16 protein-coding genes are annotated in these 23,658 nt (G+C 51.1%); 3 read left to right on the top strand and 13 right to left on the bottom strand.

Going from position 1 to position 23,658, the window contains the following annotated elements; all coding sequences use genetic code 11:
* Positions 1–137: 137 nt before the first annotated feature.
* The 3 genes from ybaK to copA all read right to left on the bottom strand — a co-directional run bounded on the left by ybaK (position 138) and on the right by copA (position 4,385).
* Entirely contained in the window at positions 138–617 is a 480-nt protein-coding gene (gene ybaK / locus DUT67_RS16305) for a Cys-tRNA(Pro)/Cys-tRNA(Cys) deacylase YbaK (protein ID WP_048259175.1), read from the bottom strand.
* 70 nt (positions 618–687) lie between these two features.
* The gene (locus DUT67_RS16300; protein WP_113627427.1) at positions 688–1,506 is read right to left on the bottom strand and encodes a TraB/GumN family protein; all 819 of its coding nucleotides are present in this window, start codon (positions 1,504–1,506) and stop codon (positions 688–690) included.
* Positions 1,507–1,661: 155 nt separating this feature from the next.
* On the bottom strand, positions 1,662–4,385 hold the full coding sequence (copA, locus tag DUT67_RS16295) for a copper-exporting P-type ATPase CopA (protein WP_113632860.1): 2,724 nt from the start codon (positions 4,383–4,385) through the stop codon (positions 1,662–1,664).
* Between the two features lie 116 nt (positions 4,386–4,501).
* Between copA and cueR the strand changes: the two genes are divergently transcribed.
* The gene (cueR, locus tag DUT67_RS16290; protein WP_039301792.1) at positions 4,502–4,918 is read left to right on the top strand and encodes a Cu(I)-responsive transcriptional regulator; all 417 of its coding nucleotides are present in this window, start codon (positions 4,502–4,504) and stop codon (positions 4,916–4,918) included.
* A 77-nt stretch (positions 4,919–4,995) separates the two neighbouring features.
* On the opposite strand, the gene DUT67_RS16285 is transcribed toward cueR, so the two are convergent.
* The 7 genes from DUT67_RS16285 to ubiG form a co-directional block, all read right to left on the bottom strand.
* Positions 4,996–5,451, bottom strand: coding sequence for an NfeD family protein (locus DUT67_RS16285; RefSeq protein ID WP_048259179.1), 456 nt, complete (start codon positions 5,449–5,451; stop codon positions 4,996–4,998).
* The gene (locus tag DUT67_RS16280; protein ID WP_048259180.1) at positions 5,451–6,365 is read right to left on the bottom strand and encodes an SPFH domain-containing protein; all 915 of its coding nucleotides are present in this window, start codon (positions 6,363–6,365) and stop codon (positions 5,451–5,453) included. Before DUT67_RS16280 ends, DUT67_RS16285 begins: the two co-directional genes overlap by 1 nt.
* 183 nt (positions 6,366–6,548) lie before the next feature.
* On the bottom strand, positions 6,549–8,159 hold the full coding sequence (locus DUT67_RS16275) for a methyl-accepting chemotaxis protein (protein WP_113627429.1): 1,611 nt from the start codon (positions 8,157–8,159) through the stop codon (positions 6,549–6,551).
* Positions 8,160–8,360: 201 nt separating this feature from the next.
* Positions 8,361–8,621 carry a class I ribonucleotide reductase maintenance protein YfaE gene (gene yfaE / locus DUT67_RS16270; RefSeq protein ID WP_113627430.1) on the bottom strand — a complete coding sequence of 87 codons (261 nt, stop codon included), beginning with the start codon at positions 8,619–8,621 and terminating at the stop codon, positions 8,361–8,363.
* 3 nt (positions 8,622–8,624) lie between these two features.
* Positions 8,625–9,755 (bottom strand): class Ia ribonucleoside-diphosphate reductase subunit beta, encoded by a 1,131-nt coding sequence (nrdB, locus tag DUT67_RS16265; protein ID WP_113627431.1) that lies wholly within the window; start codon positions 9,753–9,755, stop codon positions 8,625–8,627.
* Between the two features lie 110 nt (positions 9,756–9,865).
* Positions 9,866–12,151, bottom strand: coding sequence for a class 1a ribonucleoside-diphosphate reductase subunit alpha (nrdA, locus tag DUT67_RS16260; protein ID WP_048259183.1), 2,286 nt, complete (start codon positions 12,149–12,151; stop codon positions 9,866–9,868).
* 343 nt (positions 12,152–12,494) lie between these two features.
* A complete protein-coding gene (gene ubiG / locus DUT67_RS16255) occupies positions 12,495–13,220 on the bottom strand; it encodes a bifunctional 2-polyprenyl-6-hydroxyphenol methylase/3-demethylubiquinol 3-O-methyltransferase UbiG (protein WP_113627432.1) in 726 nt (241 codons plus the stop codon).
* A gap of 248 nt (positions 13,221–13,468) precedes the next feature.
* On the opposite strand from ubiG, the gene gyrA reads away from it, so the two are divergent.
* Together gyrA and rcsC are read left to right on the top strand one after the other, a co-directional pair.
* The gene (gene gyrA / locus DUT67_RS16250; protein ID WP_113627433.1) at positions 13,469–16,108 is read left to right on the top strand and encodes a DNA topoisomerase (ATP-hydrolyzing) subunit A; all 2,640 of its coding nucleotides are present in this window, start codon (positions 13,469–13,471) and stop codon (positions 16,106–16,108) included.
* Positions 16,109–16,223: 115 nt separating this feature from the next.
* The gene (gene rcsC, locus DUT67_RS16245; protein ID WP_113627434.1) at positions 16,224–19,079 is read left to right on the top strand and encodes a two-component system sensor histidine kinase RcsC; all 2,856 of its coding nucleotides are present in this window, start codon (positions 16,224–16,226) and stop codon (positions 19,077–19,079) included.
* 37 nt (positions 19,080–19,116) lie between these two features.
* Here rcsC and rcsB read toward each other — a convergent pair whose 3' ends face one another.
* From rcsB to DUT67_RS16230, 3 genes are read right to left on the bottom strand one after another with little or no spacing between them, the layout of a single operon-like run.
* Positions 19,117–19,761, bottom strand: a complete 645-nt coding sequence (gene rcsB / locus DUT67_RS16240; protein WP_011092794.1) for a response regulator transcription factor RcsB — start codon at positions 19,759–19,761, stop codon at positions 19,117–19,119.
* An 8-nt stretch (positions 19,762–19,769) separates the two neighbouring features.
* Positions 19,770–22,457, bottom strand: a complete 2,688-nt coding sequence (gene rcsD, locus DUT67_RS16235; RefSeq protein WP_113627435.1) for a phosphotransferase RcsD — start codon at positions 22,455–22,457, stop codon at positions 19,770–19,772.
* Between the two features lie 16 nt (positions 22,458–22,473).
* A complete protein-coding gene (locus DUT67_RS16230; RefSeq protein ID WP_113627436.1) occupies positions 22,474–23,643 on the bottom strand; it encodes an MFS transporter in 1,170 nt (389 codons plus the stop codon).
* Between the last annotated feature and the right edge of the window lie 15 nt (positions 23,644–23,658).

Below are 23,658 nucleotides of genomic sequence, written 5' to 3'. Positions count from 1 at the left end.
AGCCAACGTACATGCAACTTGAAGTATGACGAGTATATGAAGCGGTAGCAGGGGACACACTGGCCGTGGAGTCCTCTGCTATCTGCTTCGCTTTGATACAATATAGCCAGGCAGGTTATGCTCGTTTAATCGCGGTATTAATCATGCTTGGCGATATCGGCAAAGGTGGCGCGCAGTAGCCGCGCCAGATCGTCTGCCGACAATTCGATATCCAATCCACGTTTACCGCCGGAAATGAAAATGGTACCGAACTGGCGTGCCGGTTCATCAATCACGGTCGGCAGCAGTTTCTTCTGCCCAAGCGGGCTGATCCCTCCCACCAGATAACCTGTTACGCGCTGAGCGATGACCGGATCGGCCATATCGGCTTTTTTGGCGGACAGTGCACGGGCGACTTTCTTGAGATCCAACATTCCAGCGACTGGAGTGATGGCCACAGCAAGATTTTTTGCATCACCATTCAGAGAAACGAGCAGCGTTTTATAAACCTGTTCTTTATTCAGCCCCAGCTTTCTAGCCGCTTCCTCACCAAAGTTGGTTTCGTCGCTGTCGTGGTGGTAGCTGTGTAGCGTAAAGGCGATCTTGTTCTTTTCGAGTAAATTGACTGCGGGTGTCATGACTTCACTATCCTTAAACCCTTTTTGGGTCTTATCTTGCGGACGCGCTGATGCGTCATAGTGTGTTCTTTCACGGAGTGGTTGAATGACCGTTGTTGAGCAGCGTAGGTAAATTCTCATCGCCATACAGATGCAGCGCACCGACGGCTACCACGTAGTTTCCGGGCGGCAGCGCCTGAAGCTGTTGTTGCCAACGACGGTTACGCTGACCCATCAGCAGGTCGGTCATTTCATTGCTGAACGTTGCGGGGATATCCGGTTTATAGGTGCCGGGCTTGCTGTCTAGCCACCAGCCCACCATCGTTTGCAGCAAACGCGCGTTGGTGTGCCAGTGCTTAATGGTGTCTTCCAGCAACAGCAGACCGCCCTGAGGCAACTGTTGTAATAGGTCAACCTGCGTCTGCTGTCCTTCCAGTTCAATAACCTGAATACCATGAGATTTCGCAGCGTTAATCAACTGATAATCAATGCCGTAATCGGGGCGTAAGCCCAGCAGCTGTGCTTGTCTCGCTTGCAGCATCAGCGCGGCCTGCCAGCCTGGAAGCGTATTGATATTACTCTCATCGAAAGAGAGCGATTCACAGATTTTTTGTAGCTGTCGGTAGTTTTCCGGGCTGAGGCGCTGTGCGAGCGGTAGCTCGGCATCGCTGTGTCCGAAGGGAGAATGAGAATCAGAGATATCGGCTTCTACAATGAGTGCAGTTGCCTGCTTGAGCTGTTGCAGCAGTATATCGGGCAGCGGTGCCATATCCAGGCTACCCATATGAATACTGCCGACCAGATGCAGCTGTCGTTCATTGGCAAGCTGAACATCTATCGCCGGGTAGGCATAAGCCAGCGGTGAAATAAAACCAAGAAAAGTCGCGATTCTACGCAGCAGTTGCCCCATTGATTCCGCCTCCTGATGTGGGAATAGCTATGCTAAACGCTAGATGCAGAACAACACAAGGTATACCGCGGGTCGAGCTACTGTAGTGGTGTGGTAAGACGATTATGCGTAAGAAAGGGGGCGCCATCATTCGCGATGAAGATGGCGCACTAACATTACTGATTTTTAGGTTTAAAACGCAGTAAGCGGTTGGCGTTACTGACTACCGTGATGGAGGACAGTGCCATGGCAGCACCGGCGACGACTGGGCTAAGCAGCGTTCCGGTCAGTGGATAGAGCACGCCAGCAGCAATCGGAATACCCAGCGAGTTATAGATAAATGCGCCCAGCAGATTCTGCTTCATGTTACGCAGCGTGGCATTGGACAGTGCCAGCGCATCGGCGACGCCGTGCAGGCTGTGGCGCATCAGTGTGATAGCCGCGGTTTCAATCGCAATGTCGCTGCCGCCGCCCATCGCAATACCGACATCGGCCTGCGCCAGTGCGGGGGCATCATTGATACCATCGCCAATCATTGCCACGCGTTTGCCTTGTGCCTGTAGCTTTTTGATGGCCTCCGCCTTGCCGTCTGGCAGCACCCCAGCGATCACCTGATCGATACCCGCTTCTTTAGCGATGCTCTTCGCCGTTAGCGGGTTATCCCCCGTGAGCATAACGAGCTGATAGCCCTGCTGATGCAGGCGCTGCAAGGCGCTGACGCTATCCGCTCGCAGCGGATCGTGGATAGAGAACACCGCGATGATGTGACCATTCGCCGCCAGCAACACTGGCGTGATACCGCGCTGAGCCTGTTCGTTGATCAGCGTTTCACCTTCGGTGGTATCGACCTGATGCTGTTGGAGCAGCGGCGGATTTCCCAGCAGCAGATTCGCATCGCCAATCTTACCGCTGACGCCGAGACCGCGCAGCGTGCGGAACTGCTCGACTTGCGTTAGCGTAAGATTTTCCGCTCGTGCAAGAATTGCCTTCGCCAGCGGGTGATTAGACCCCTGTTCCAGCGAGGCCGCCCATGCCAGTGCCTGCTCCTCTGTTACGCCGCCGAACGTGTGAATTGCCACGACGCGCGGTTGTCCCTCAGTTAGCGTACCGGTCTTGTCAAACACCAGCACATCCAACTTGCTGGCCTGCTGTAACGCATCGGCATCCCGCACCAGTACGCCAAACTCTGCTGCTCGCCCGACGCCGGAAATGATCGACATCGGCGTTGCCAGCCCAAGCGCACAAGGGCAAGCAATGATCAGGACGGTTGTGACGATAATGAGCGTATAGACTATCTGCGGCTGTGGCCCCACGAAGAACCAGATCGCGCCGCTGAGAAGCGCGATGGCAACAACAACGGGAACGAATACGGCAGAAATCCGATCCGCGAGCTGCCCGATAGCGGGTTTGCTGCTTTGCGCCTGCCTGACCAGTCGGATGATACGCGACAGGGTGGTTTGGTTGCCGATCGCGTCCGCACGGAAGAGAACGCTGCCATCCGAAACCAATGTGCCTGCGTGAACCGTATCGCCGGACGTTTTGGATTGTGGGATTGGCTCACCGGTTAGCATGGCTTCATCTACCCATACTTCGCCTTGCAAAATCTCGCCATCGACTGGAATACGGTTGCCAGTTGTCAGGCGTAGCGTCATGCCGGACTGGACTTCAGACAGTGGAATAGATTTCTCACCTTCCGGCGTCACGACGCGAGCAGTTGGGGGCGTTAAATCCAGCAGCCGCTCTAAAGCGCGTGAAGAGCGTTGGCGAGCACGTTGTTCCAGCGCATGACCCAGATTGATTAAACCGATGATCATCGCGCTGGCTTCATAGTACAGATGACGCGCCGCCATTGGGAAAAGATCCGGCCACAGGTTAACGGTAATAGAGTAAAGCCATGCCGCGCCCGTTCCCAGCGCGACCAATGTATCCATGGTCGCCGCCCCGTTTTTCAGGCTGCGCCAGGCGTTACGGTAAAAATGATTGCCGGCTAATACCATCACCGCCAGCGTCAGAATACCGATGACGAGCCACGGAGTTTGGTTCTCTGGCGTCAGGCTCATGCTGCCGCCCAATACGCCCCATAGCATCAGCGGTACACCCAGCAGTAAACCTAGTGCTGCCTGCCATTGAAAACGGCGAATGGCCTGCTGAGACGTTTGCTGCTGGCGCGCGCGGCGTGCTTCTTCGTCCTGAATAATTTCAGCGCCATAGCCTGCTTGCTCAACGGCAGCAATCAGCGCTTCCGGCTTGGCGTGACCACTCACTAACGCGCTACGCTCAGCCAGATTCACCCGCGCCTGCGTGACACCGCTGACGTTTTGCAGCGCCGTTTGTACGCGGTTCACGCAGCTGGCACAGCTCATCCCCTGAAGCAGGAGCTGTACGCTGTCGTCAACATTGGTGGAGTGGGTAGTTATTGCCGGAAGAATACTCTCGGCCGCTGGCAGCGCTTCCGGCGTCGTCGCTACCTGTGCCAGCGGCTCAGTTTTTGGGTGAACATTCTCCTGCACGCTGGCGTGATAGCCAGCTTCTTCAATGGCGCTAATCAGTATGGTGGCTTCGACGTTGCCATACACGGTGGCTTGTTCTTTAGTGACATCTGTCGCCACGACGCCGGGAATGGCTTCCAGCACTTTACGCGTAGCGGCGACACAGTGGTTGCAGCTCAGGCCAGAAAGCTGAAGAGACACATCCGGCGTGGTGGCAAGCTGTGCGTCGTAGCCTGCCTGCTCGATAGTGTCGATCAACATTTGGGTATCAATGTCGCCGCTGACTCTGGCGTACTGCTGAGTGACGTCGGTTTGTTCGATAGCGGGTAGCGCGTCCAGTGCTTTTTTAACGCGTTGGACACAGTGCCCGCAGGTCAGTCCCTGCAACGACAAGACGATAGTTTGAGACATAATAATTTTCTCCCGTGATCACAGCCGGAGGTGAAAGACGTTGACCGGCCATCTGATTTCTACTAGTTATTGAATAAGGTAAACCTTCTAGCAAGGGGAGGGTCAAGGGGGAAATCATGAATATCAGTGATGTTGCGAAAAAAACCGGCCTCAGCAGTAAAACCATTCGCTTCTATGAAGAGAAAGAACTTCTAACCACGCCACTGCGTTCTGAAAATGGTTACCGCAGTTACGATGACCATCACGTCGAAGAGCTAACGCTGCTGCGTCAGGCCCGTCAGGTGGGGTTTAATCTGGATGAATGTCGGGAACTGGTTACGTTATTTAACGATCCGCTGCGGCGAAGTGCGGATGTCAAAGCGCGAACTTTGCAGAAAGTGCAGGAAATCGAGATGCATATCGAAGAGTTGAAAACGATGCGTGAACAGTTGCTGGCGCTGGCTGAACAGTGTCCGGGGGACGGTGGCGCGGAATGTCCGATAATCAATAATCTGGCAGGCTGTTGTCAAAACGATAAATTGTCAAAAAGATAAACCGGCAAAAGAGTAAACGATCAAAAAAGTAAACTGGCATAAAGGGGAGACAGGCTCCCCCCAAATAATGCGTTATGTTAGCGCTCGGTTGGCCGCACATGCAGCGTGATGCCATCAATGGCAATCACTTCAACATGAGTACCGACAGGCAGATCCTGCTCTGATTTTACGCGCCAGCTGCTGTCGCCGATGTTTACCCGACCAAAACCGTTAGTAATGGGTTCTGACAGGGTAGCTCGCAGGCCAACCAGCTGTTGTCCGCGCTGGTTGAGCGTCGACTGAGGACGGGACAGCGTCCGTTTACGCAGCCAGTACCACCAAAGCAGCGCCGTGACGATGGTCAGAACGGCGAAAATCGTTCCCTGCCATGGCCAACCCAGCGGCATCACCCACGTTAACAGCCCAACCAATACCGCCGATAGGCCGCTCCACAGTAAATAGCCACTGGCACCCAGCATTTCGGCGGCCAAAAGCAGACCGCCGAGTGACAGCCAGAACCAGTGTGCATTTTCCATCACCAGTTCAATGCCCATTATTGACCTCGGCTATTTTTACTGTCTTTAATTAGCTCCGTGATCCCGCCAATAGCGCCCATCAGGTTGCTGGCTTCCAGCGGCATCATGATCACTTTGCTGTTATTAGAAGAACCGATTTGCTGCAAGGCATCGGTATATTTCTGTGCAACAAAGTAGTTAATCGCCTGAATGTTACCTGCCGCGATAGCTTCAGATACCATTTTGGTTGCCTGCGCTTCTGCTTCCGCTGCACGTTCACGCGCTTCCGCTTCCAGGAACGCGGACTGACGCAAGCCTTCTGCTTTCAGAATCTGTGACTGCTTTTCCCCTTCGGCTTTCAGGATAGCGGCCTGACGAATCCCTTCGGCTTCCAGAATATCGGCACGTTTGTTACGTTCTGCTTTCATCTGCGCGTTCATCGCAGCAATCAGTTCCGCTGGCGGGCGTACGTCACGGATCTCAATACGTGTGATCTTAATGCCCCATGGGTTGGTGGCTTCGTCAACGATGTGCAGCAGGCGCGTGTTGATGCTATCGCGCTGAGACAGCATTTCGTCTAGTTCCATCGAACCCAGTACGGTACGGAAGTTGGTCATGGTGAGGTTTACGATAGCCTGTTCCAGATTGCTAACTTCATAGGCGGCCCGCGCGGGATCGATCACCTGAATAAAGCAGACGGCATCAATGGCTACATTGGCATTATCGCGTGAGATAATTTCCTGAGAGGGAATATCCAGCACCTGTTCCATCATATTAATCTTACGGCCGATACGATCCATAAACGGCACGACTAGGTTAAGCCCCGGCATCAGCGTTTTGGTATAGCGACCAAAACGTTCTACAGTCCATTGGTATCCCTGTGGTACGACTTTGATGCCAGACCAGACGATGATAAGTGCAACAAAGATCAAAACGGGAATGACGGTGAGCATAGTATTAACCTCTATTTATGGCTGTTTTTGTGAGTGTCCCAGAGAAAATTAGACGGAAATGTATTGCGTTGACGATTCTAGCGCCATCCTCGGCTAAAACCTATCTTTGACGGCAGTCGGCCGGATTATCCAGGCCGACTGGCTAACAGGGGAAAGAGGTAATAACGAATGGTTTGTCTGTTATCAGACGCGAGAGGCCACTGCTGGTAAACCCGTCAATAGGCGCTGCGGCGCGTTGATGAACTGGGGCGTACTAACAGAATCAGTAAGAACAAAGGTGGATACGGATGCCGATAGCTGTTGCGCCAAATCTTGCAGCGATTGTGTCGCTGCGGTGGACTGTTCAACCAACGACACATTTTGCTGTGTAGCCCTGTCAATTTGCCCGATGGCAAGATTGATCTGATTGATTCCTTCGCTCTGCTCCCCGCTGGCACGCGCGATTTCATTCATAATCTGACCGACAGTCGACGCGTTGTCGACCAGTGCACCAATGGATGATTCAGCCGTTTCAACCATCTCCATGCCTTCGTAGATTTTCTCTACCGAGTTATCAATCAGTGCTTTAATCTCTTTGGCGGCTAATGCGCTACGTTGTGCCAGATTACGCACTTCACCCGCGACGACGGCGAACCCACGTCCTTGTTCACCCGCTCTGGCGGCTTCAACGGCCGCATTCAGCGCCAGAATATTGGTTTGAAAGGCGATGCCGTCAATGGTACCGATAATTTCCACCATACGCCGCGATGAATCACGGATATCGCGCATTTTCTCTGTCACCTGCTTCATCGTTGTTGTGCTGTCTTGCATATCCTTCGATGCTGCGGAAGCAAGGGTGTCAGCACGATGGGTATTTTCGGCGGTATTTTGCAGTGTGGACGTTAATTGTTCCACTGATGCAACGGTTTCTTCCAGCGAGCTGGCCTGATGTTCGGTTCGCGCTGACAGATCGCTATTTCCAGCACTCAACTGCGATGTTGCGGTGGAAATCGCACTGGCACCATCACGAACCTGACTGACAATATCTCGCAGGCTGGTTGTCATATTGTTTAATTCATTAAGTAAGATACCCGCTTCATCTTTTGTCGAGCTTTGAAGAGAATGCGTCAGATTACCTTTTGCGACCTGTTGGGCTAAATGCAGTGCCTGTGTTAATGGCGGAATAATGCTGCGAATGACGATGCGAGAAATAATAAAGCTAAAGATAATACCCGCTATGATAATAAATAGAAGAAATAATCTGGCTGTTTGATATTCATCGTGCACCGTTTTTTCCGATTGAATCATTCTATTATTTGATTCATCAATAAATTGTTCGGCGAGTGACTTTAGCGTGGTGCCGAGTGGCCAGGTTACATGCAGCGCTTGTTCACGCAGCCCGTCTTTATTTCCTATTTTTGCTTCATGAAGTAAGTTGTCGCTCGACTGGGCAAAGGCCTGATGCGCTTTTTCCAGTTCGCCCAATTTCTCTTGAAGCCCGGGATCGCCGACGACCAGTTTCTGTAGTTGATCCAGAGTGTTGAGCATATTACTGCGATGTTTTTTAATCGCTTCAATCGTAGCATCGGTGTCCTCCTGCTTTTCATGGATAAAAAAAGCGGACTGTTCGACGAATACGTTATTTATTTCACTAATTAAGGTATTGGCATAAGCCGTGGTGGGGTATAACGTTTGAACAATTTTCTCTACTTGATTATTAAGGCTAGATAAATTAATCGTTGAAATAAAGCCAATAATAGCAAGTATTACCATCCCTGCACCGAATCCGGTGTTTAATCTTGTACTTATTCTCATGTGATATATCCTTTTTTTGCTATGTATAATCAGAAAGGTAAAGCAAATGTATATCTGGTTGTGACGTGATGGTTATTATTATGGCATGGTGTGTTGATGTTATTTATTTGTTCTGAGTAGAGAGAAAATAACCAAATAATCGAGCTTATTCAATTAAATAATCTTCAATAGCAAGGACAAAAAATATGAAAGAGATGGGGGCTAGATATCGAGTTCGATGTCGCCTTGCGGCATACAGCAACAGGGTAGGATTTCATCTTGTTGGATGCAGGCCAGCGGTGTTTGCCGATACGCTACGCGGCCTTTTACCAGACGCAGTCGACAGGAACCGCAATAGCCAGAGCGGCACTGATATTCAATGCTGACACGGTTGGACTCCAGCACATCCAGCAGGGAAGAACTATCGTCTGAACAGGAAAACTGCGCACCGGATGTGCGCAGCGTAATAGTTGGATTGCTCATCGATTACAGTTGGAAATCGCTCAGATCGTCATCGCTGACTTCTGAATCGATCTGACCGACCAGATAAGAGCTGACTTCGACTTCTTGAGGTGCGACCTGCACGTTATCAGATACCAGCCAGGCGTTGATCCATGGAATAGGATTGGTGCGCGTCTGGAACGGCAGTGGCAGACCCACGGCCTGCATGCGGATGTTGGTGATGTATTCCACGTACTGGCACAGAATATCTTTGTTCAGGCCAATCATTGAGCCGTCGCGGAACAGGTATTCAGCCCACTCTTTTTCTTGCTGAGCGGCGAGTACGAACAGGTCATAGCACTCTTGCTGGCATTCTTCGGCAATCAGCGCCATGTCAGGATCGTCATGGCCGGAACGCATCAGGTTCAGCATATGCTGCGTGCCAGTCAGGTGCAGCGCTTCATCGCGGGCTATCAGCTTGATGATTTTAGCGTTGCCTTCCATCAGTTCGCGTTCCGCAAAAGCAAACGAGCAGGCAAAGCTGACGTAGAAGCGGATCGCTTCCAGCGCGTTCACGCTCATCAGGCAGATATACAGCTGCTTTTTCAGCGCATACAGGTTCACCGTTACGGTTTTGCCGTTAACCTGATGGACTCCTTCACCCAGCAGATGATAGTAGCTGGTCATCTCAATCAGCGAGTCGTAGTAGCCGGAAATATCCTTGGCGCGCTTCAGGATCTCTTCGTTAGTGACGATATCGTCAAACACCAGCGAGGGATCGTTCACGATATTACGGATGATGTGCGTGTAGGAACGTGAGTGAATAGTTTCCGAGAATGCCCAGGTTTCCACCCAGGTTTCCAGCTCAGGGATAGAAATCAGCGGCAGCAGCGCTACGTTCGGGCTACGTCCCTGAATCGAATCCAGCAGCGTTTGGTATTTCAGGTTGCTGATGAAGATGTGCTTTTCATGATCGGGCAGCGCCTGATAGTCGATGCGATCGCGGGACACGTCAACTTCTTCCGGGCGCCAGAAGAAGGACAGCTGTTTTTCGATCAGCTTTTCGAAAATTTCATATTTTTGCTGGTCGAAACGCGCAACGTTGACAGACTGGCCGAAGAACATCGGTTCGAGCAGTTGGTTATTTTTGTTCTGTGAAAAAGTGGTATAGGCCATGAATCTCTCCAAAAAAATGCTGGAAGCATTTTTTAACGCCAGTTGCGGCTACGGGTTGGACGCCCGCGCTAAAAGGATGAAAGGCTGCAATGCAGCCTTTCATTATTGGCTTAAATCTTACACGCGCCGCCTTCGCAGCCATCGTCCTGCGGTTCTGCCAGCAGGTCGTCTTGCACGTCTTCAGCGCCGTCACGGGTGTTTTGATAATACAGTGTCTTAACGCCAAATTTGTAGGCTGTGACCAGATCTTTCAGCAACTGTTTCATCGGTACTCGACCTGACGGGAAGCGTGATGGATCGTAGTTAGTGTTGGAGGAGATCGCCTGATCGACAAATTTCTGCATCACACCAACCAGTTGCAGGTATCCATCGTTATTTGGCATTTCCCACAGCAGTTCGTAAGCATCTTTCAGCGTTTCGTATTCTGGCACGACTTGACGCAGAATGCCGTCTTTGGACGCTTTGACGCTGATGTGGCCGCGCGGTGGCTCAATGCCGTTGGTGGCGTTAGAGATCTGAGACGAGGTTTCAGACGGCATTAGCGCAGACAGCGTGGAGTTACGCAGGCCGTATTCTTTGATATCGCTACGCAGCGCTTCCCAGTCGAGATGCAGCGGTTCATTACAGATCGCATCCAGATCGCGCTTATAGGTATCGATAGGCAGAATACCCTGTGAATAGGTGGTTTCATTAAACCACGCGCAGGCACCTTGCTCACGCGCCAGCACATTCGACGCCTTCAGCAGATAGTATTGAATCGCTTCAAACGTTTTGTGCGTCAGGCCGTTGGCGCTGCCGTCGGAGTAACGCACGCCGTTTTTCGCCAGATAGTAGGCGAAGTTGATGACGCCAATTCCCAATGTGCGTCGGCCCATCGCACCGCGCTCTGCTGCCTTAATCGGATAATCCTGATAGTCCAGCAGGGCATCCAGCGCGCGTACTGCGAGCGTCGCTAAATCTTCCAAATCATCCAGACTATTAATCGCGCCGAGGTTAAACGCTGACAGCGTACACAGTGCGATTTCACCGCTCTCATCATTCACGTCGTTCAACGGCTTGGTCGGCAACGCGATTTCCAGGCACAGGTTAGACTGACGAACTGGCGCAATCAGCGGATCAAACGGGCTGTGCGTGTTGCAGTGGTCAACGTTCTGAATATAGATACGGCCCGTGGAAGCACGTTCCTGCATCATCAGGGAGAACAGTTCAACCGCTTTGATACGCTGCTTGCGGATGCTGTCATCCTTTTCATATTGCACATACAGGCGTTCGAATTCATCCTGATCGGCGAAGAAAGCGTCGTATAACCCCGGTACGTCAGATGGGCTGAACAGCGTGATCTCTTCACCTTTTACCAAGCGCTGATACATCAGTTTGTTTAACTGCACGCCGTAATCGAGGTGACGAACGCGGTTGCCTTCTACGCCACGGTTGTTTTTCAATACCAGCAGGCTTTCTACTTCCAGATGCCACAGCGGATAGAACAGTGTGGCAGCACCGCCGCGTACGCCGCCCTGAGAGCAGGATTTTACGGCTGTCTGGAAATGTTTATAGAAAGGGATACAGCCGGTATGGAACGCTTCACCGCCGCGAATTGGGCTGCCGAGTGCACGGATATGGCCTGCGTTGATGCCAATACCCGCACGCTGGGAAACATATTTCACGATAGCGCTGGACGTCGCGTTGATGGAGTCCAGACTGTCGCCGCATTCGATCAGAACGCAGGAGCTGAACTGACGAGTTGGGGTACGCACGCCCGCCATGATTGGCGTCGGCAGAGAAATTTTGAACGTGGAAATCGCGTCATAGAAACGTTTAACGTAATCCAGACGGGTTTCACGCGGGTAGCCGGAGAACAGGCAGGCGGCGACCAGAATGTACAGGAACTGGGCGCTTTCGTAGATATCACCGGTGACGCGGTTTTGTACCAGATATTTCCCTTCCAGCTGTTTAACCGCAGCATAGGAGAAATTCATGTCGCGCCAGTGATCGATGAAAGCGTCCATCTGGGCAAATTCTTCGGCGCTATAGTCTTCCAGCAGGTGCTTGTCGTATTTGCCCAGTTCGACCATGTTGGTGACGTGAGTCAGCAGGGCTGGCGGCTCAAACTGGCCGTAGGCTTTTTTGCGCAGATGGAAGATGGCCAGACGCGCAGCCAGATATTGGTAATCTGGGCTTTCGCGGGAGATCAGATCGGCTGCGGCCTTGATGATGGTTTCATGAATATCAGAAGTTTTGATGCTGTCATAAAACTGAATGTGGGAACGCAGTTCCACCTGAGAAACGGAGACATTGTGTAAACCTTCTGCGGCCCAGGTAATGACGCGGTGGATTTTATCCAAATTGATTTTTTCTTTGCTGCCATCGCGTTTTGTAACTAGGAGGCTCTGGTTCATGTTGGGGTTTACCTGTTGATGAAAATAAAAAATATCCCCTGTTTACCCACAGAAATACCTCTGTGACTAACTCTGTGGATAAATACTAGATATAGGTGTTTTTTGATAAAAAGCTACTACATGGTGAGTATTGTAGTGGGGATTCTTTTAAGAACAAGAGTTGATTTTAGGTTAATTTACGGTTCCTAAATCTCGTATTTTGTTAAAATCCTCGCCTGATAAGGCCTGTGGCGATGTCAATATTCTGGCAAAAAAAAAGAAAATTTGACGATTTGATGGCTTTAACAGCAGAAGCGGAAAGGCGCACGGCAAAAAGCCGTGCAGCATTTAAGACTATTCTGGATTAGCACTGTTTGTCGTGGCTGGTATGCAGCATGTAGTTCACGTCTACATTTGGCCCAAGTTTAAAGCGGTCCGTCAGCAGATTGTAGTGCAGTCCGGTGATATGCCTTTCGCGCAGTGGCGTATCATCAACCCAGCGCATCAGCTCTGCCGGGCGAATAAATTTCTTAATATCGTGCGTGCCGCGTGGCACCATTTTTAAAACATACTCAGCACCGATAACGGCCATCATCCACGCTTTCGCATTGCGGTTGATCGTGGAGAAAAACACGTGTCCACCGGGCTTGACCAACTTAGCGCAGGCTTGCACTACGGATTGCGGATCGGGAACGTGCTCCAGCATCTCCATGCAGGTGACCACATCGTAAAGGCCTGAGTGGGCGTCTGCATGTGCTTCTACCGTTTCTTGCACGTAATCGACCGTGACGCCGCTTTCCAGCGCATGCAAGCGCGCGACCTGCAGCGGCTCTGCGCCCATATCCAGCCCGGTGACGTCCGCGCCTTCACGTGCCATGCTCTCGGCCAAAATGCCGCCGCCGCAGCCGACATCCAACACTTTCTTGCCGAACAAGCCTTCCGCGCGCTGCGAAATATAGCCCAGACGCAGTGGGTTAATGCGGTGCAGTGGCTTGAATTCGCCTTCTAAATCCCACCAGCGTGAGGCGATAGCCTCAAATTTGGCAATTTCCTGATGGTCAACGTTCGGGGTTTGATTTTCTACATTCATGTTTCATCGCAGCCTTTCATTATCTTCTACTGCCGCGAGTATACCCCTTCATGTCGTAACGTGCAGCGGTGTCGCTTTTCTCTACAGGATAAACACGGATTGGGAAAACAGTCTGCTCAGGGCGGAAGGGAGTTTCCCCCGAAACGGCGGTTTGTGATATAATTTTTCACCTTTTGAACAGTTCACCTTTCTGAACGGTTCACTTTTCTGAACACGGGTAGATGCCTAAATAGAGGGATAGCGGCTCCATGAGCGACCTTGCCAGAGAAATCACACCGGTCACTATTGAAGAAGAGCTGAAAAGCTCGTATCTGGATTATGCGATGTCCGTTATTGTCGGACGTGCATTGCCAGATGTTCGAGATGGACTGAAACCGGTACACCGCCGCGTACTGTATGCAATGAGCGTACTGGGTAACGACTGGAACAAACCGTATAAAAAATCCGCCCGTGTCGTCGGGGATGTCATCGGTAAATACCACCCGCACGGCGACTCTGCCGTTTATGAAACCATCGTGCGTATGGCGCAGCCTTTCTCGCTGCGCTACATGCTGGTTGATGGTCAGGGCAACTTCGGTTCGATTGACGGCGACTCTGCTGCGGCCATGCGTTATACCGAAATTCGCATGTCGAGAATTGCTCATGAACTGCTGGCCGATCTCGAAAAAGAGACGGTCGATTTTGTGCCGAACTATGACGGCACCGAGCAGATTCCTGACGTCATGCCTACGCGTGTTCCCAACCTGCTGGTTAACGGTTCTTCCGGTATCGCTGTCGGGATGGCAACGAACATTCCACCGCACAACCTGACAGAAGTCGTGAACGGTTGTCTGGCGTATATCGACGATGAAAACATTAGCCTCGAAGGGTTGATGGAACACATCACAGGCCCGGATTTCCCGACGGCGGCGATCATCAATGGCCGACGCGGTATTGAAGAAGCTTATCGCACCGGGCGCGGCAAAATTTACATCCGTGCGCGTGCCGAAGTTGAAGCGGACGCGAAAACCGGACGTGAAACCATTATCGTGCATGAAATTCCGTATCAGGTGAACAAAGCTCGCCTGATCGAGAAAATTGCCGAGCTGGTCAAAGATAAACGTATTGAAGGTATTAGCGCACTGCGTGACGAATCCGATAAAGATGGTATGCGCATCGTTATCGAGATTAAGCGTGACGCCGTGGGCGAAGTGGTTCTGAATAATCTGTACTCTCAGACGCAGCTTCAGACGTCATTCGGCATCAACATGGTGGCCCTGCATCAAGGCCAGCCGAAGATCATGCCGCTGAAAGATATTCTGGTTGCGTTTGTGCGCCACCGTCGTGAAGTGGTGACGCGTCGTACCATTTTTGAACTGCGTAAAGCCCGTGACCGCGCCCATATTCTGGAAGGTCTGGCGATTGCGCTGGCGAACATCGATCCGATTATCGAACTGATTCGTCGTGCCGCATCACCCGCTGAAGCAAAAGCCTCACTGATCGCACAAGCGTGGGAATTGGGCACCGTTGCCGCCATGCTGGAACGTGCGGGCGATGATGCTGCACGTCCAGAGTGGCTGGAGCCAGAGTTCGGCATCCGTGAAGGTCATTACTACCTGACGGAACAGCAGGCACAGGCGATTCTGGATCTGCGTTTGCAGAAACTGACTGGCATGGAGCACGAAAAGCTGCTGGATGAATATAAAGACCTGCTGGCGGAAATCGCCGAGCTGCTTTATATCCTCAATAGCCCTGAGCGCCTGATGGAAGTGATCCGCGAAGAGCTGGAAGCGATCAAAACGCAGTACAGCGACGGGCGCCGCACAGAAATCACAGCGAACACCGCCGACATCAACATCGAAGATCTGATCAATCAGGAAGATGTAGTTGTCACGTTGTCTCACCAGGGTTATGTGAAGTATCAGCCGCTGAGCGACTACGAAGCACAGCGTCGCGGTGGCCGCGGCAAGTCTGCTGCACGTATAAAAGAAGAAGATTTTATCGATCGTCTGCTGGTGGCCAACACCCACGATACGATTCTGTGCTTCTCTAGCCGTGGTCGTCTGTATTGGATGAAGGTATACCAATTGCCGGAAGCCAGCCGTGGTGCGCGTGGTCGTCCGATCGTCAACCTGCTGCCGCTTGAACCGAATGAGCGTATCACCGCGATTCTGCCGGTACGTGAATACGAAGAAGGCCGCCACATCTTCATGGCAACCGCGAGCGGTACAGTGAAGAAAACAGCGCTGACGGAATTCAGCCGTCCGCGTAGTGCGGGGATCATCGCGGTTAACCTGAACGACGGTGACGAGCTGATTGGCGTCGACCTGACCGATGGCAGCGATGAAGCAATGCTGTTCTCTGCGGAAGGTAAAGTGGTGCGCTTCTCCGAACAGGCAGTGCGCTCCATGGGCCGTACGGCAACGGGTGTGCGTGGTATCAACCTGCAGGGTGAAGATCGCGTGGTATCGCTGATCATTCCTCGCGGCGAGGGCGATATCCTGACCGTCACGCAAAATGGCTTTGGTAAGCGTACTGCCGTGAATGAGTACCCAACCAAGTCGCGTGCGACGAAAGGGGTTATCTCTATCAAGGTTAGCGAGCGTAACGGTAAAGTGGTTGGTGCGGTTCAGGTTGATACCGCAGACCAGATCATGATGATCACCGATGCGGGAACGCTGGTGCGTACGCGTGTATCTGAAGTCAGCATTGTGGGTCGTAACACACAGGGTGTGACGCTGATTCGTACAGCGGAAGACGAACATGTTGTTGGTCTGCAACGTGTTGCCGAACCGGTAGAAGATGAAGAGCTGGATGGCGTAGTAAAAGTCGAAGGCGAAATCGCCGAAGACGATGATGCTATCGACGACATTGATGGCGATGATGATATCGCTGAAGATGACGAATAAGCCTTTTCCTTAAACCGGAATGAGTAGAGTAAGCCAGCGCGATGCGCTGGCTTTTTTTATCGACTCTCGGTAGTGTATCAGCAAACGGGTTCTCCCCTCATTCAACGGTATCCACTTGAAATATCTCGCCTCATTCCATACCACATTAAAAGTCTCCCGCTATTTGTTTCGGGTTCTGGCGGTCATGCTGTGGGTGTTGGGCGCGCTGATATCCATTTTCTATGTTACTAAAGTATTGAATGAAAAAGAGTCAGAGCTGAGGCAGGAATATAATCTCAGCTTTGATCAGTCGCAGGGTTACATCCGACATGCGTCGGATATTGTGCGCGAACTCCAGTATCTGGCGGCAAATCGTCTTGTGCTAGCGAGAGAAAAAGCAGAACCGCCAACTGAAGGAGGCCCCGGTGTCTCCGTTTATGCCCTTGCTCCTGGCGCAACGTGTTCCACGCAATATGGCGGGAATGCGGCACTGCTCTCATTGAGCCATTTTTTCAACGGTTGGCAGGATAATTTCTCTGCCGTCTACGATCTTAATCGGGTCTTTTTTGTCGGCGGCGATCGGCGCTGTATGGTTGATTTTGGCATCCGCAACCAGTCACTTGACCGCGATAACTTGCTTAAAAACGTGCAGGATCGGTTTCAGGATCAGAAGAAAAATCGCCCCCAAACCGGTCGTGATGAAACGCTCTATTGGATTACTCCCGCGTCTATCCCCGATGTCGGCTATTTATATGCGCTGACGCCGATTTATGTGGATAACAAGCTGGAAGTCATCATGGGAATTGAACAGACGATTCGTCTGGATGACTTCGTCACCGTGGGTAAGTTTCCCATCAATGCCAGACTGCTGGATCAATATAATCAGGTTGTTTTGCAGTTTTCCGATGCTAAAGATCGCTATACGTCTTCGGTAGACAGTTATCCTTCCGATCATAACTATTTTGGCTATGTGAATGGGTATGATGAACTCATTCTGAAAAAGTCGCTGCCACCGACGTCATTCAGCATCGTGTATACGCTGCCGTTGAAAGTCCTGCTCTCTCATATCAGCGCATTGATGATTAACATGCTCGTGCTGAATATTCTATGGGCAATTTTTCTGTTTGTGTTGGCTTTGGTATTTGAGCGGAAAATGCTGTTGCCTGCGGAAGTGAATGCGTTCCAGTTGGAAGAGAATGAGCAATTCAACCGCAAAATTGTGGCGTCGGCGCCAGTAGGGATTTGCATCCTGCGTATTAATGACGGCACGAATATCCTCAGTAACGAGCTGGCGCACAACTATCTCAACCTACTGACCCACGAAGACAGGCTGAGAATTACCCGCATCATTTGCGAGCAGCAGTCCAAGTTTGTCGATGTCATGACCAGCCGCAATCATCATCTGCAAATCAGCTTTGTCCATTCGCGCTATCGTAATGAAAATGTGGCAATTTGCGTGCTGCTGGACGTCAGCGCGCGCGTCAAAATGGAAGAATCGCTACAGGAAATGGCGAATGCCGCCGAGCAGGCAAGCCAGTCGAAATCGATGTTCCTTGCCACCGTCAGCCATGAATTGCGTACGCCGCTTTATGGGATTATCGGTAACCTCGACCTGCTGCAAACCAAGTCGCTGCCTAAGGACGCCAACCGTCTGGTCGTGGCGATGAACAACTCTTCTTCGCTGTTGCTGAAAATCATCAGCGATATCCTCGATTTTTCCAAGATTGAGTCGGAGCAGTTGAAGATCGAACCGTGTGAGTTTGCGCCGCATGAGGTCATCAGCCACATCACCAGTAACTATCTCCCGCTTGTGGTCAAAAAACGCCTGACGCTGTACTGCTTTATCGCTCCGAATGTTCCTGTCAGCCTGTTTGGCGATCCGGTGCGTTTGCAGCAGGTATTATCTAACCTGTTGAGCAATGCCATCAAATTTACGGACACGGGCTGCATCATCTTTGAAGTAGGCTGTCGCGATGGCTATCTGGAATTTGTGGTGCGCGATACCGGCGTGGGTATTCAACCGCGCGAGGCAGTGAAGCTATTTGATCCATTCTTCCAGGCTGGGAGTGGTGTGCAGCGTCATTTTCAGGGCACAGGTTTAGGACTGGCGATTTGTGAAAAGCTGGTCAATCTGATGGACGGCGACATTACCATCGAATCGGAGCCTGGGCTCGGCAGCCTGTTTGGCGTCAGGATTCCGTTGTATAAAGCGCGCTATGCCCCTATGGCAATCAACGCCAGCCTGCAGGGGAAAATATGCTGGCTGAGGGTGCGTAATGCTCGGCTGGAGGCGTATCTACTCGCTCTGTTGCAGGAGCAAGGCATGCTGGCTGTGCGTTACCAGAATCAAATTGTGTCGCCCGATGATGTGATGATTAGTGATTACACCTCGGCAGAGGACATTGGCGTTCGGGCGCATATCGTGATGAGTGGCGCACATAACGGATCAGCGCAGAAAGTTAGCGAAGGTCACTGGTTGCAAGGGACATCGACACCTCAGCACTTGCCTGATTTGCTCGAGAAAATCTATCGCTCAGAAAGTGAGGACAGAACTAGTCTCGAGATTTCACCGCCGCTGACTAGCTATGTGCGTGCTGAGAATGGCGACATTATGATTCTGGTCGTTGACGATCATCCGATCAACCGTCGACTGCTGGCCGATCAGCTTGGCTCTCTGGGCTATCAGGCGATGACGGCGAATGATGGTGTAGATGGGCTGAGTGTATTGAGTAAAAACCACATTGATATCGTGCTGACAGACGTCAATATGCCGAACATGGATGGTTATTTGTTCACACAGCGTATGCGTGAGCAGGGGTTACGCTTCCCGGTTATCGGTGTAACGGCAAATGCGCTAGCGGAAGAACGAGATCGTTGCCTTGGGGCAGGGATGGATAACTGTTTGTCAAAACCGGTTACGCTGGATACGTTGCAGCAGGCGCTGGCGTATTACAGTAACGTGGTGCGTCAGGCGAGAACATCCGTGGAATAACCTGCACCAGCGATTGCCGGTGCAGGAGAGGAAAAACTTAGTCTACCTGAGTGCCATTAACGGAAGACAGGTAGTTCAGCAGGGCGATATCGTTCTCGACGCCCAGCTTGGTCATGGCTGACTTCTTCTGGCTACTGATCGTTTTAATACTACGATTCAGTTTTTTGGCGATTTCGGTAACCAAAAAGCCTTCTGCAAACAAACGCAGCACTTCACTTTCTTTCGGGGACAGGCGTTTATCGCCGTAGCCGCTGGCACTGATTTTCTCCAGTACTTTGGATACGCTATCCGGCGTGAATTTCTTCCCTTTTTGCAGGGCTGCCAGCGCTTTGGGTAAATCGGTCGGCGCGCCCTGTTTCAGCACGATGCCTTCGATATCCAGATCCAATACTGCGCTCAGAATCGCCGGATTGTTGTTCATGGTGAGAACAATAATCGAGAGGTGAGGGAAATGGCGCTTAATGTATTTAATGAGGGTGATGCCATCGCCGTATTTATCGCCAGGCATGGATAAATCGGTGATTAAAACGTTAGCGTCCAGCTTAGACAGGTTATTGATCAGCGCTGTTGAGTCTTCAAATTCGCCAACCACATTGACCCATTCAATCTGCTCAAGCGATTTTTTGATGCCAAAAAGGACAATAGGATGGTCGTCGGCAATAATTACGTTTAGGTTACTCATCGTTTTGGTTACTCATCTTGTTGGCTACCTTGCTGCCCTTTAGGTTCTATTGGGGATAGTAATGCACTGACAAACCGCTCAATTTCATGAAGGTTAGCCTCGATTTGTACACTATCGTGCGCGGTAATATGCTGTTCAAGCTGTTCACACAGCTGTTTGCCAGGATGCAGATTCAGCATGGCAAACACGCCTTTCAGCCGGTGTGCCGTCTGCGAAAGCGACGGGAAATCGCCTGCTTCCGCTTCAGTATACAGCCTCTTTAAATCATCCGGTACTGTCTCCACGAACAGCGAATAATAGTCACTTGACGCCAATTGAGCGGCGTAAAATTCGACATCGTTCGGTTCTCCCTCTTGCATTGCATCGGGTGGTGTTTCCAGTTGTAGTTCAATCAGCTTAAGCAATGCCTCCAGCAGGAGGTGGCTGATATTATAGTTCACCCGCAAACGGCGCGGGCCCAAAGGTGTTACTGTGTCATCTTCATGACTCAAGAGCAGCGTATAATCCGCTTTTTTCTCCGGGTCATCAGTAATAAAGATATCTGCTTCCTGATTAATCTGACGTTCATCGCTGACTTGGTAATTAGCGCCCCAGTTTGTCAGCATATGGCCGACAATATGCTGTACTTCATCAGACGTCACATCTAGCAGAACGGTAATACCATCCAGCAGTTTTTCTTCCTCAACGGGAAGCGTTTCCGGTTCCAGTTTGAGCGTCAGGATATAGTGTGTGCCTAACCCGGACTTACTGTTGATAGTTAACGCGCCGCCCAGTTTATTACAGAGTTGATTGCACAAAAATAAGGTCAATCCTGAATTTTGTCCGAAACGATCGGAAGCGGCAGGATGTAGGAAAGGATGTCGAATATTTTCCTGCTCTTTGCCTGAAACATTCGTCCCTGTATCGCTGACCTGAATAATCAGCGTGTCCGACTCATTATTTTTTCTATCAATCGACACCGTAATTTTGCCGTAATCCGTATTGGTTACCGAATAATTTAGCAGCAGCGCCAGCGTTTTTTTCAACAGCTCTGCATCACCGATGTAAGTTTGATTACTGTCCAAATTGTAATGATGGAATAGGGTCAGCCCTTTTTGATTCAATCGCGGCAGCAGTTCAAGGAGCACATTATCGATAAGCGCCAGCGGTGAAAAGCTGTCGTTGACCACGGCCCATTCCTGCGCTTCCAGCTTTTCATGCAACGCGATATTTTCCAGCAGTTCGATAGCGCAGCAGGTATCTGCTGTGAGTTGATCCAGCGTTTGTGTTGGTACGGTTGCCGTATCGCTGTGGCGTATCGCATGAATATGCTGCTGTAGTGAAATCAGCGGCTGTTTGAATTCGCTGAGCAGGTTTTGGAATAAACGTTTTCTGGCATGAATATTCTTTTCGTATTCACGTTGGGCTAGCAGTAATTTCCGCTGCACCAGAATCTCTTTATCCTGCTCACGCAGTAGGAAGAGGCAATAGTCTGGCGAATATTGGCTACGGATTTGGCGGATTTCATACATCTCATTATTAATGGTGACCTGAATGATGCCCTGATGCTCGTCCGCCATATTGGTGATTTTTTGCAAACTCAGGTGCGGAAGCAAATGCTCCGCACGTTCATTTTGTATGATCACTTTGTTGCTGTTGAAATCATAAACCAGCACACCCATCGGGATTTTTCCCGTTGTCTCGCGGTAAATATCCAGCTTCTTCTCTAACTGATGAGATAAATCCTCCCCAGGATGCGCATACTTCCGACGGAAAAGATAAAAACCCGCGATGGATACACTCAGCAGAACCAGATTCAACAGCAGAAGCCAGATGTTATTGCGCAATGAATCAATAATCAGTGCTTTTACGGGCATCTGAAAAACGATTTTTATTGGCGCATTCACGAGCGTAGCGGAGATGTCTAAATTAGAACCATGAAGCTGCACGTCGGCCATGCCTTCGCTCGCATTGCTGCTATCCATATTGCTGGCCGCTGGCGTATCCGGCTTCAGCATAAGGTACTCACGCGGAATGGTGTCTGGAATTAAATCGTTAATCGGCAGATCGAACGCCAGAATTGTCGCCAGATGACCCGGCTGATTGAATGTAGTGCGCAGCGTAAAATAGTAGTCGTTATAGAAACGTAATTTACGCAGCGGAGAAAAACTTTCGCGTTCGTCTAACACATTCGCCTGTTGCAGCATTTCCGTCCGGCGGGCTTCGGCGATAACCGTAATATAATTGCCGCGGAACTGTGAGGAGATATCTTTCAGCGTCTGCGTAGAGATCATCGTCAGGCTATTGTCGATGCCATTCAGGTAATACATGGAATAGACGTTATTCTCTGCTCCCCAGAGAATATCGAGGTAACGCGATATGCGGCGGACCGATGTCAGCGTTGCCTTATCATGTTGCCCAAAAATCAGAGCATCCGTCTTCTGACCGTTTTTTTCTACGTAGAAAACATCGGGCATTAAATTAATCGCGGTAATGCTGGCGTCGCTAGTGGACGGTTCGCTGTTCAGGCTGCCGTAAATTTGGTACGTGAAGAAACGGTAGGTATCGATACGTTTCTGTATGCCTTGGGCAATGGTCGTCAGTGAATGTTTTTTGTCCGCCAACAAATCGTTGATGTAGCTATAGCCGAACGTTCCGGTAATAAGGAACGATAATACGGTAAGGAGGGTAAAATAACGCAGGATCATGGCTGGCATCAATTAACGCTCCTGATTAGCGGATTACGGCACGCGCGCTGGCGCTGACGGCAAGCAACAGCAGAGCGACAAACCCGAATGCGGTGGCTAGATTGCTGAACTGGGCAATAAAACCGAGAATGGTCGGGCCGATCAGAATACCTGCATAGCCTACCGTTGTAATAGAAGCGATGGCCAAATTTGGCGGCATGATTTTTTGATTCCCCGCGGCGCTGAAGAGGATTGGTACCACATTGGATGCGCCGATACCGACCATAACGAAGCCAAGAATAGCGGTGATTGGGTTATCAATGCTGATCGTTAACACCAGACCGAGTGCAGCACAGAGGCTGCCACCGGTAAGAATGGCGTAGCGTCCAAGTGCATTAACGATGCGATCGCCATTCAGCCTGCCCAGCGTCATTGCCACGGAAAACGCGGCATAGCCCATGCCCGCTTGCGCGCCGCTCAGGTTGCGTTCAACCGTTAAAAAGAGGGCGCTCCAATCCAGTATGGAACCTTCGGCTAAGAACATAATGAAGCACAGTGAGCCAATGAACATCACCCAACCGCGTGGAATAACAAACAGTGGGCCGCTGTTATCTTGATTCGTGGTGCGCAACAGGTGCTTGTGCGCGGTTGTCATGAATATCAGCATGAGGGCGACAATAGCCAGAATAGCCATCAGTGGAGACAGGCCAAGCCACAGCAGGGCGCTGACGCCACCGGCCCCGACAATCCCCCCGACGCTGAAGAAACCATGAAAGCCAGACATCATGGCTCGGCCGCTGGCACGTTCCACGATGATAGCCTGAATGTTCATCGCGACATCGATCATGCCGATGGACGCGCCAAAAAAGAGTAGCACGATCGCCATCATAGGCAGTGTCTCTGCCTGCGTCAGTGCGGGCAACACCAGACAAAGCAGTGCACTTGCCAGCAAAATAACGCTGCGGCATCCCAGCTTGCTGGTGAGGAAACCGGTGAGTGGCATGGCCAACAGTGATCCAATCCCGAGAGAAAGCAGCAACATCCCCAGAGAGGCATCGCTGATAGCCAGTCGCGTTTTGACAAACGGCACTAACGGTGCCCAGGACGCCATGGCAAAGCCTGCAACAAAGAAAACGATGCGTGTCGCTGCCTGTGCTTTTTTGCCTGGCAGATTCTGATTACTGCATAACGGGTTGGAATTCAGTGTTGTACTCATCCTGAATGAGGCTAT

It is taken from the genome of Pectobacterium peruviense, from assembly GCF_003312355.2.
Lineage (GTDB): Bacteria > Pseudomonadota > Gammaproteobacteria > Enterobacterales > Enterobacteriaceae > Pectobacterium > Pectobacterium peruviense.
This window is presented reverse-complemented; position numbering and strand designations above follow the sequence as displayed.

Excerpts from the sequence above, each read along its gene's own strand:
- ybaK (WP_048259175.1), bottom strand. The coding sequence starts at position 617 with ATGACACCCGCAGTCAATTTACTCGAAAAGAACAAGATCGCCTTTACG.
- DUT67_RS16300 (WP_113627427.1), bottom strand. The coding sequence starts at position 1,506 with ATGGGGCAACTGCTGCGTAGAATCGCGACTTTTCTTGGTTTTATTTCA.
- copA (WP_113632860.1), bottom strand. The coding sequence starts at position 4,385 with ATGTCTCAAACTATCGTCTTGTCGTTGCAGGGACTGACCTGCGGGCAC.
- cueR (WP_039301792.1), top strand. The coding sequence starts at position 4,502 with ATGAATATCAGTGATGTTGCGAAAAAAACCGGCCTCAGCAGTAAAACC.
- DUT67_RS16285 (WP_048259179.1), bottom strand. The coding sequence starts at position 5,451 with ATGGGCATTGAACTGGTGATGGAAAATGCACACTGGTTCTGGCTGTCA.
- DUT67_RS16280 (WP_048259180.1), bottom strand. The coding sequence starts at position 6,365 with ATGCTCACCGTCATTCCCGTTTTGATCTTTGTTGCACTTATCATCGTC.
- DUT67_RS16275 (WP_113627429.1), bottom strand. The coding sequence starts at position 8,159 with ATGAGAATAAGTACAAGATTAAACACCGGATTCGGTGCAGGGATGGTA.
- yfaE (WP_113627430.1), bottom strand. The coding sequence starts at position 8,621 with ATGAGCAATCCAACTATTACGCTGCGCACATCCGGTGCGCAGTTTTCC.
- nrdB (WP_113627431.1), bottom strand. The coding sequence starts at position 9,755 with ATGGCCTATACCACTTTTTCACAGAACAAAAATAACCAACTGCTCGAA.
- nrdA (WP_048259183.1), bottom strand. The coding sequence starts at position 12,151 with ATGAACCAGAGCCTCCTAGTTACAAAACGCGATGGCAGCAAAGAAAAA.
- ubiG (WP_113627432.1), bottom strand. The coding sequence starts at position 13,220 with ATGAATGTAGAAAATCAAACCCCGAACGTTGACCATCAGGAAATTGCC.
- gyrA (WP_113627433.1), top strand. The coding sequence starts at position 13,469 with ATGAGCGACCTTGCCAGAGAAATCACACCGGTCACTATTGAAGAAGAG.
- rcsB (WP_011092794.1), bottom strand. The coding sequence starts at position 19,761 with ATGAGTAACCTAAACGTAATTATTGCCGACGACCATCCTATTGTCCTT.
- rcsD (WP_113627435.1), bottom strand. The coding sequence starts at position 22,457 with ATGCCAGCCATGATCCTGCGTTATTTTACCCTCCTTACCGTATTATCG.
- DUT67_RS16230 (WP_113627436.1), bottom strand. The coding sequence starts at position 23,643 with ATGAGTACAACACTGAATTCCAACCCGTTATGCAGTAATCAGAATCTG.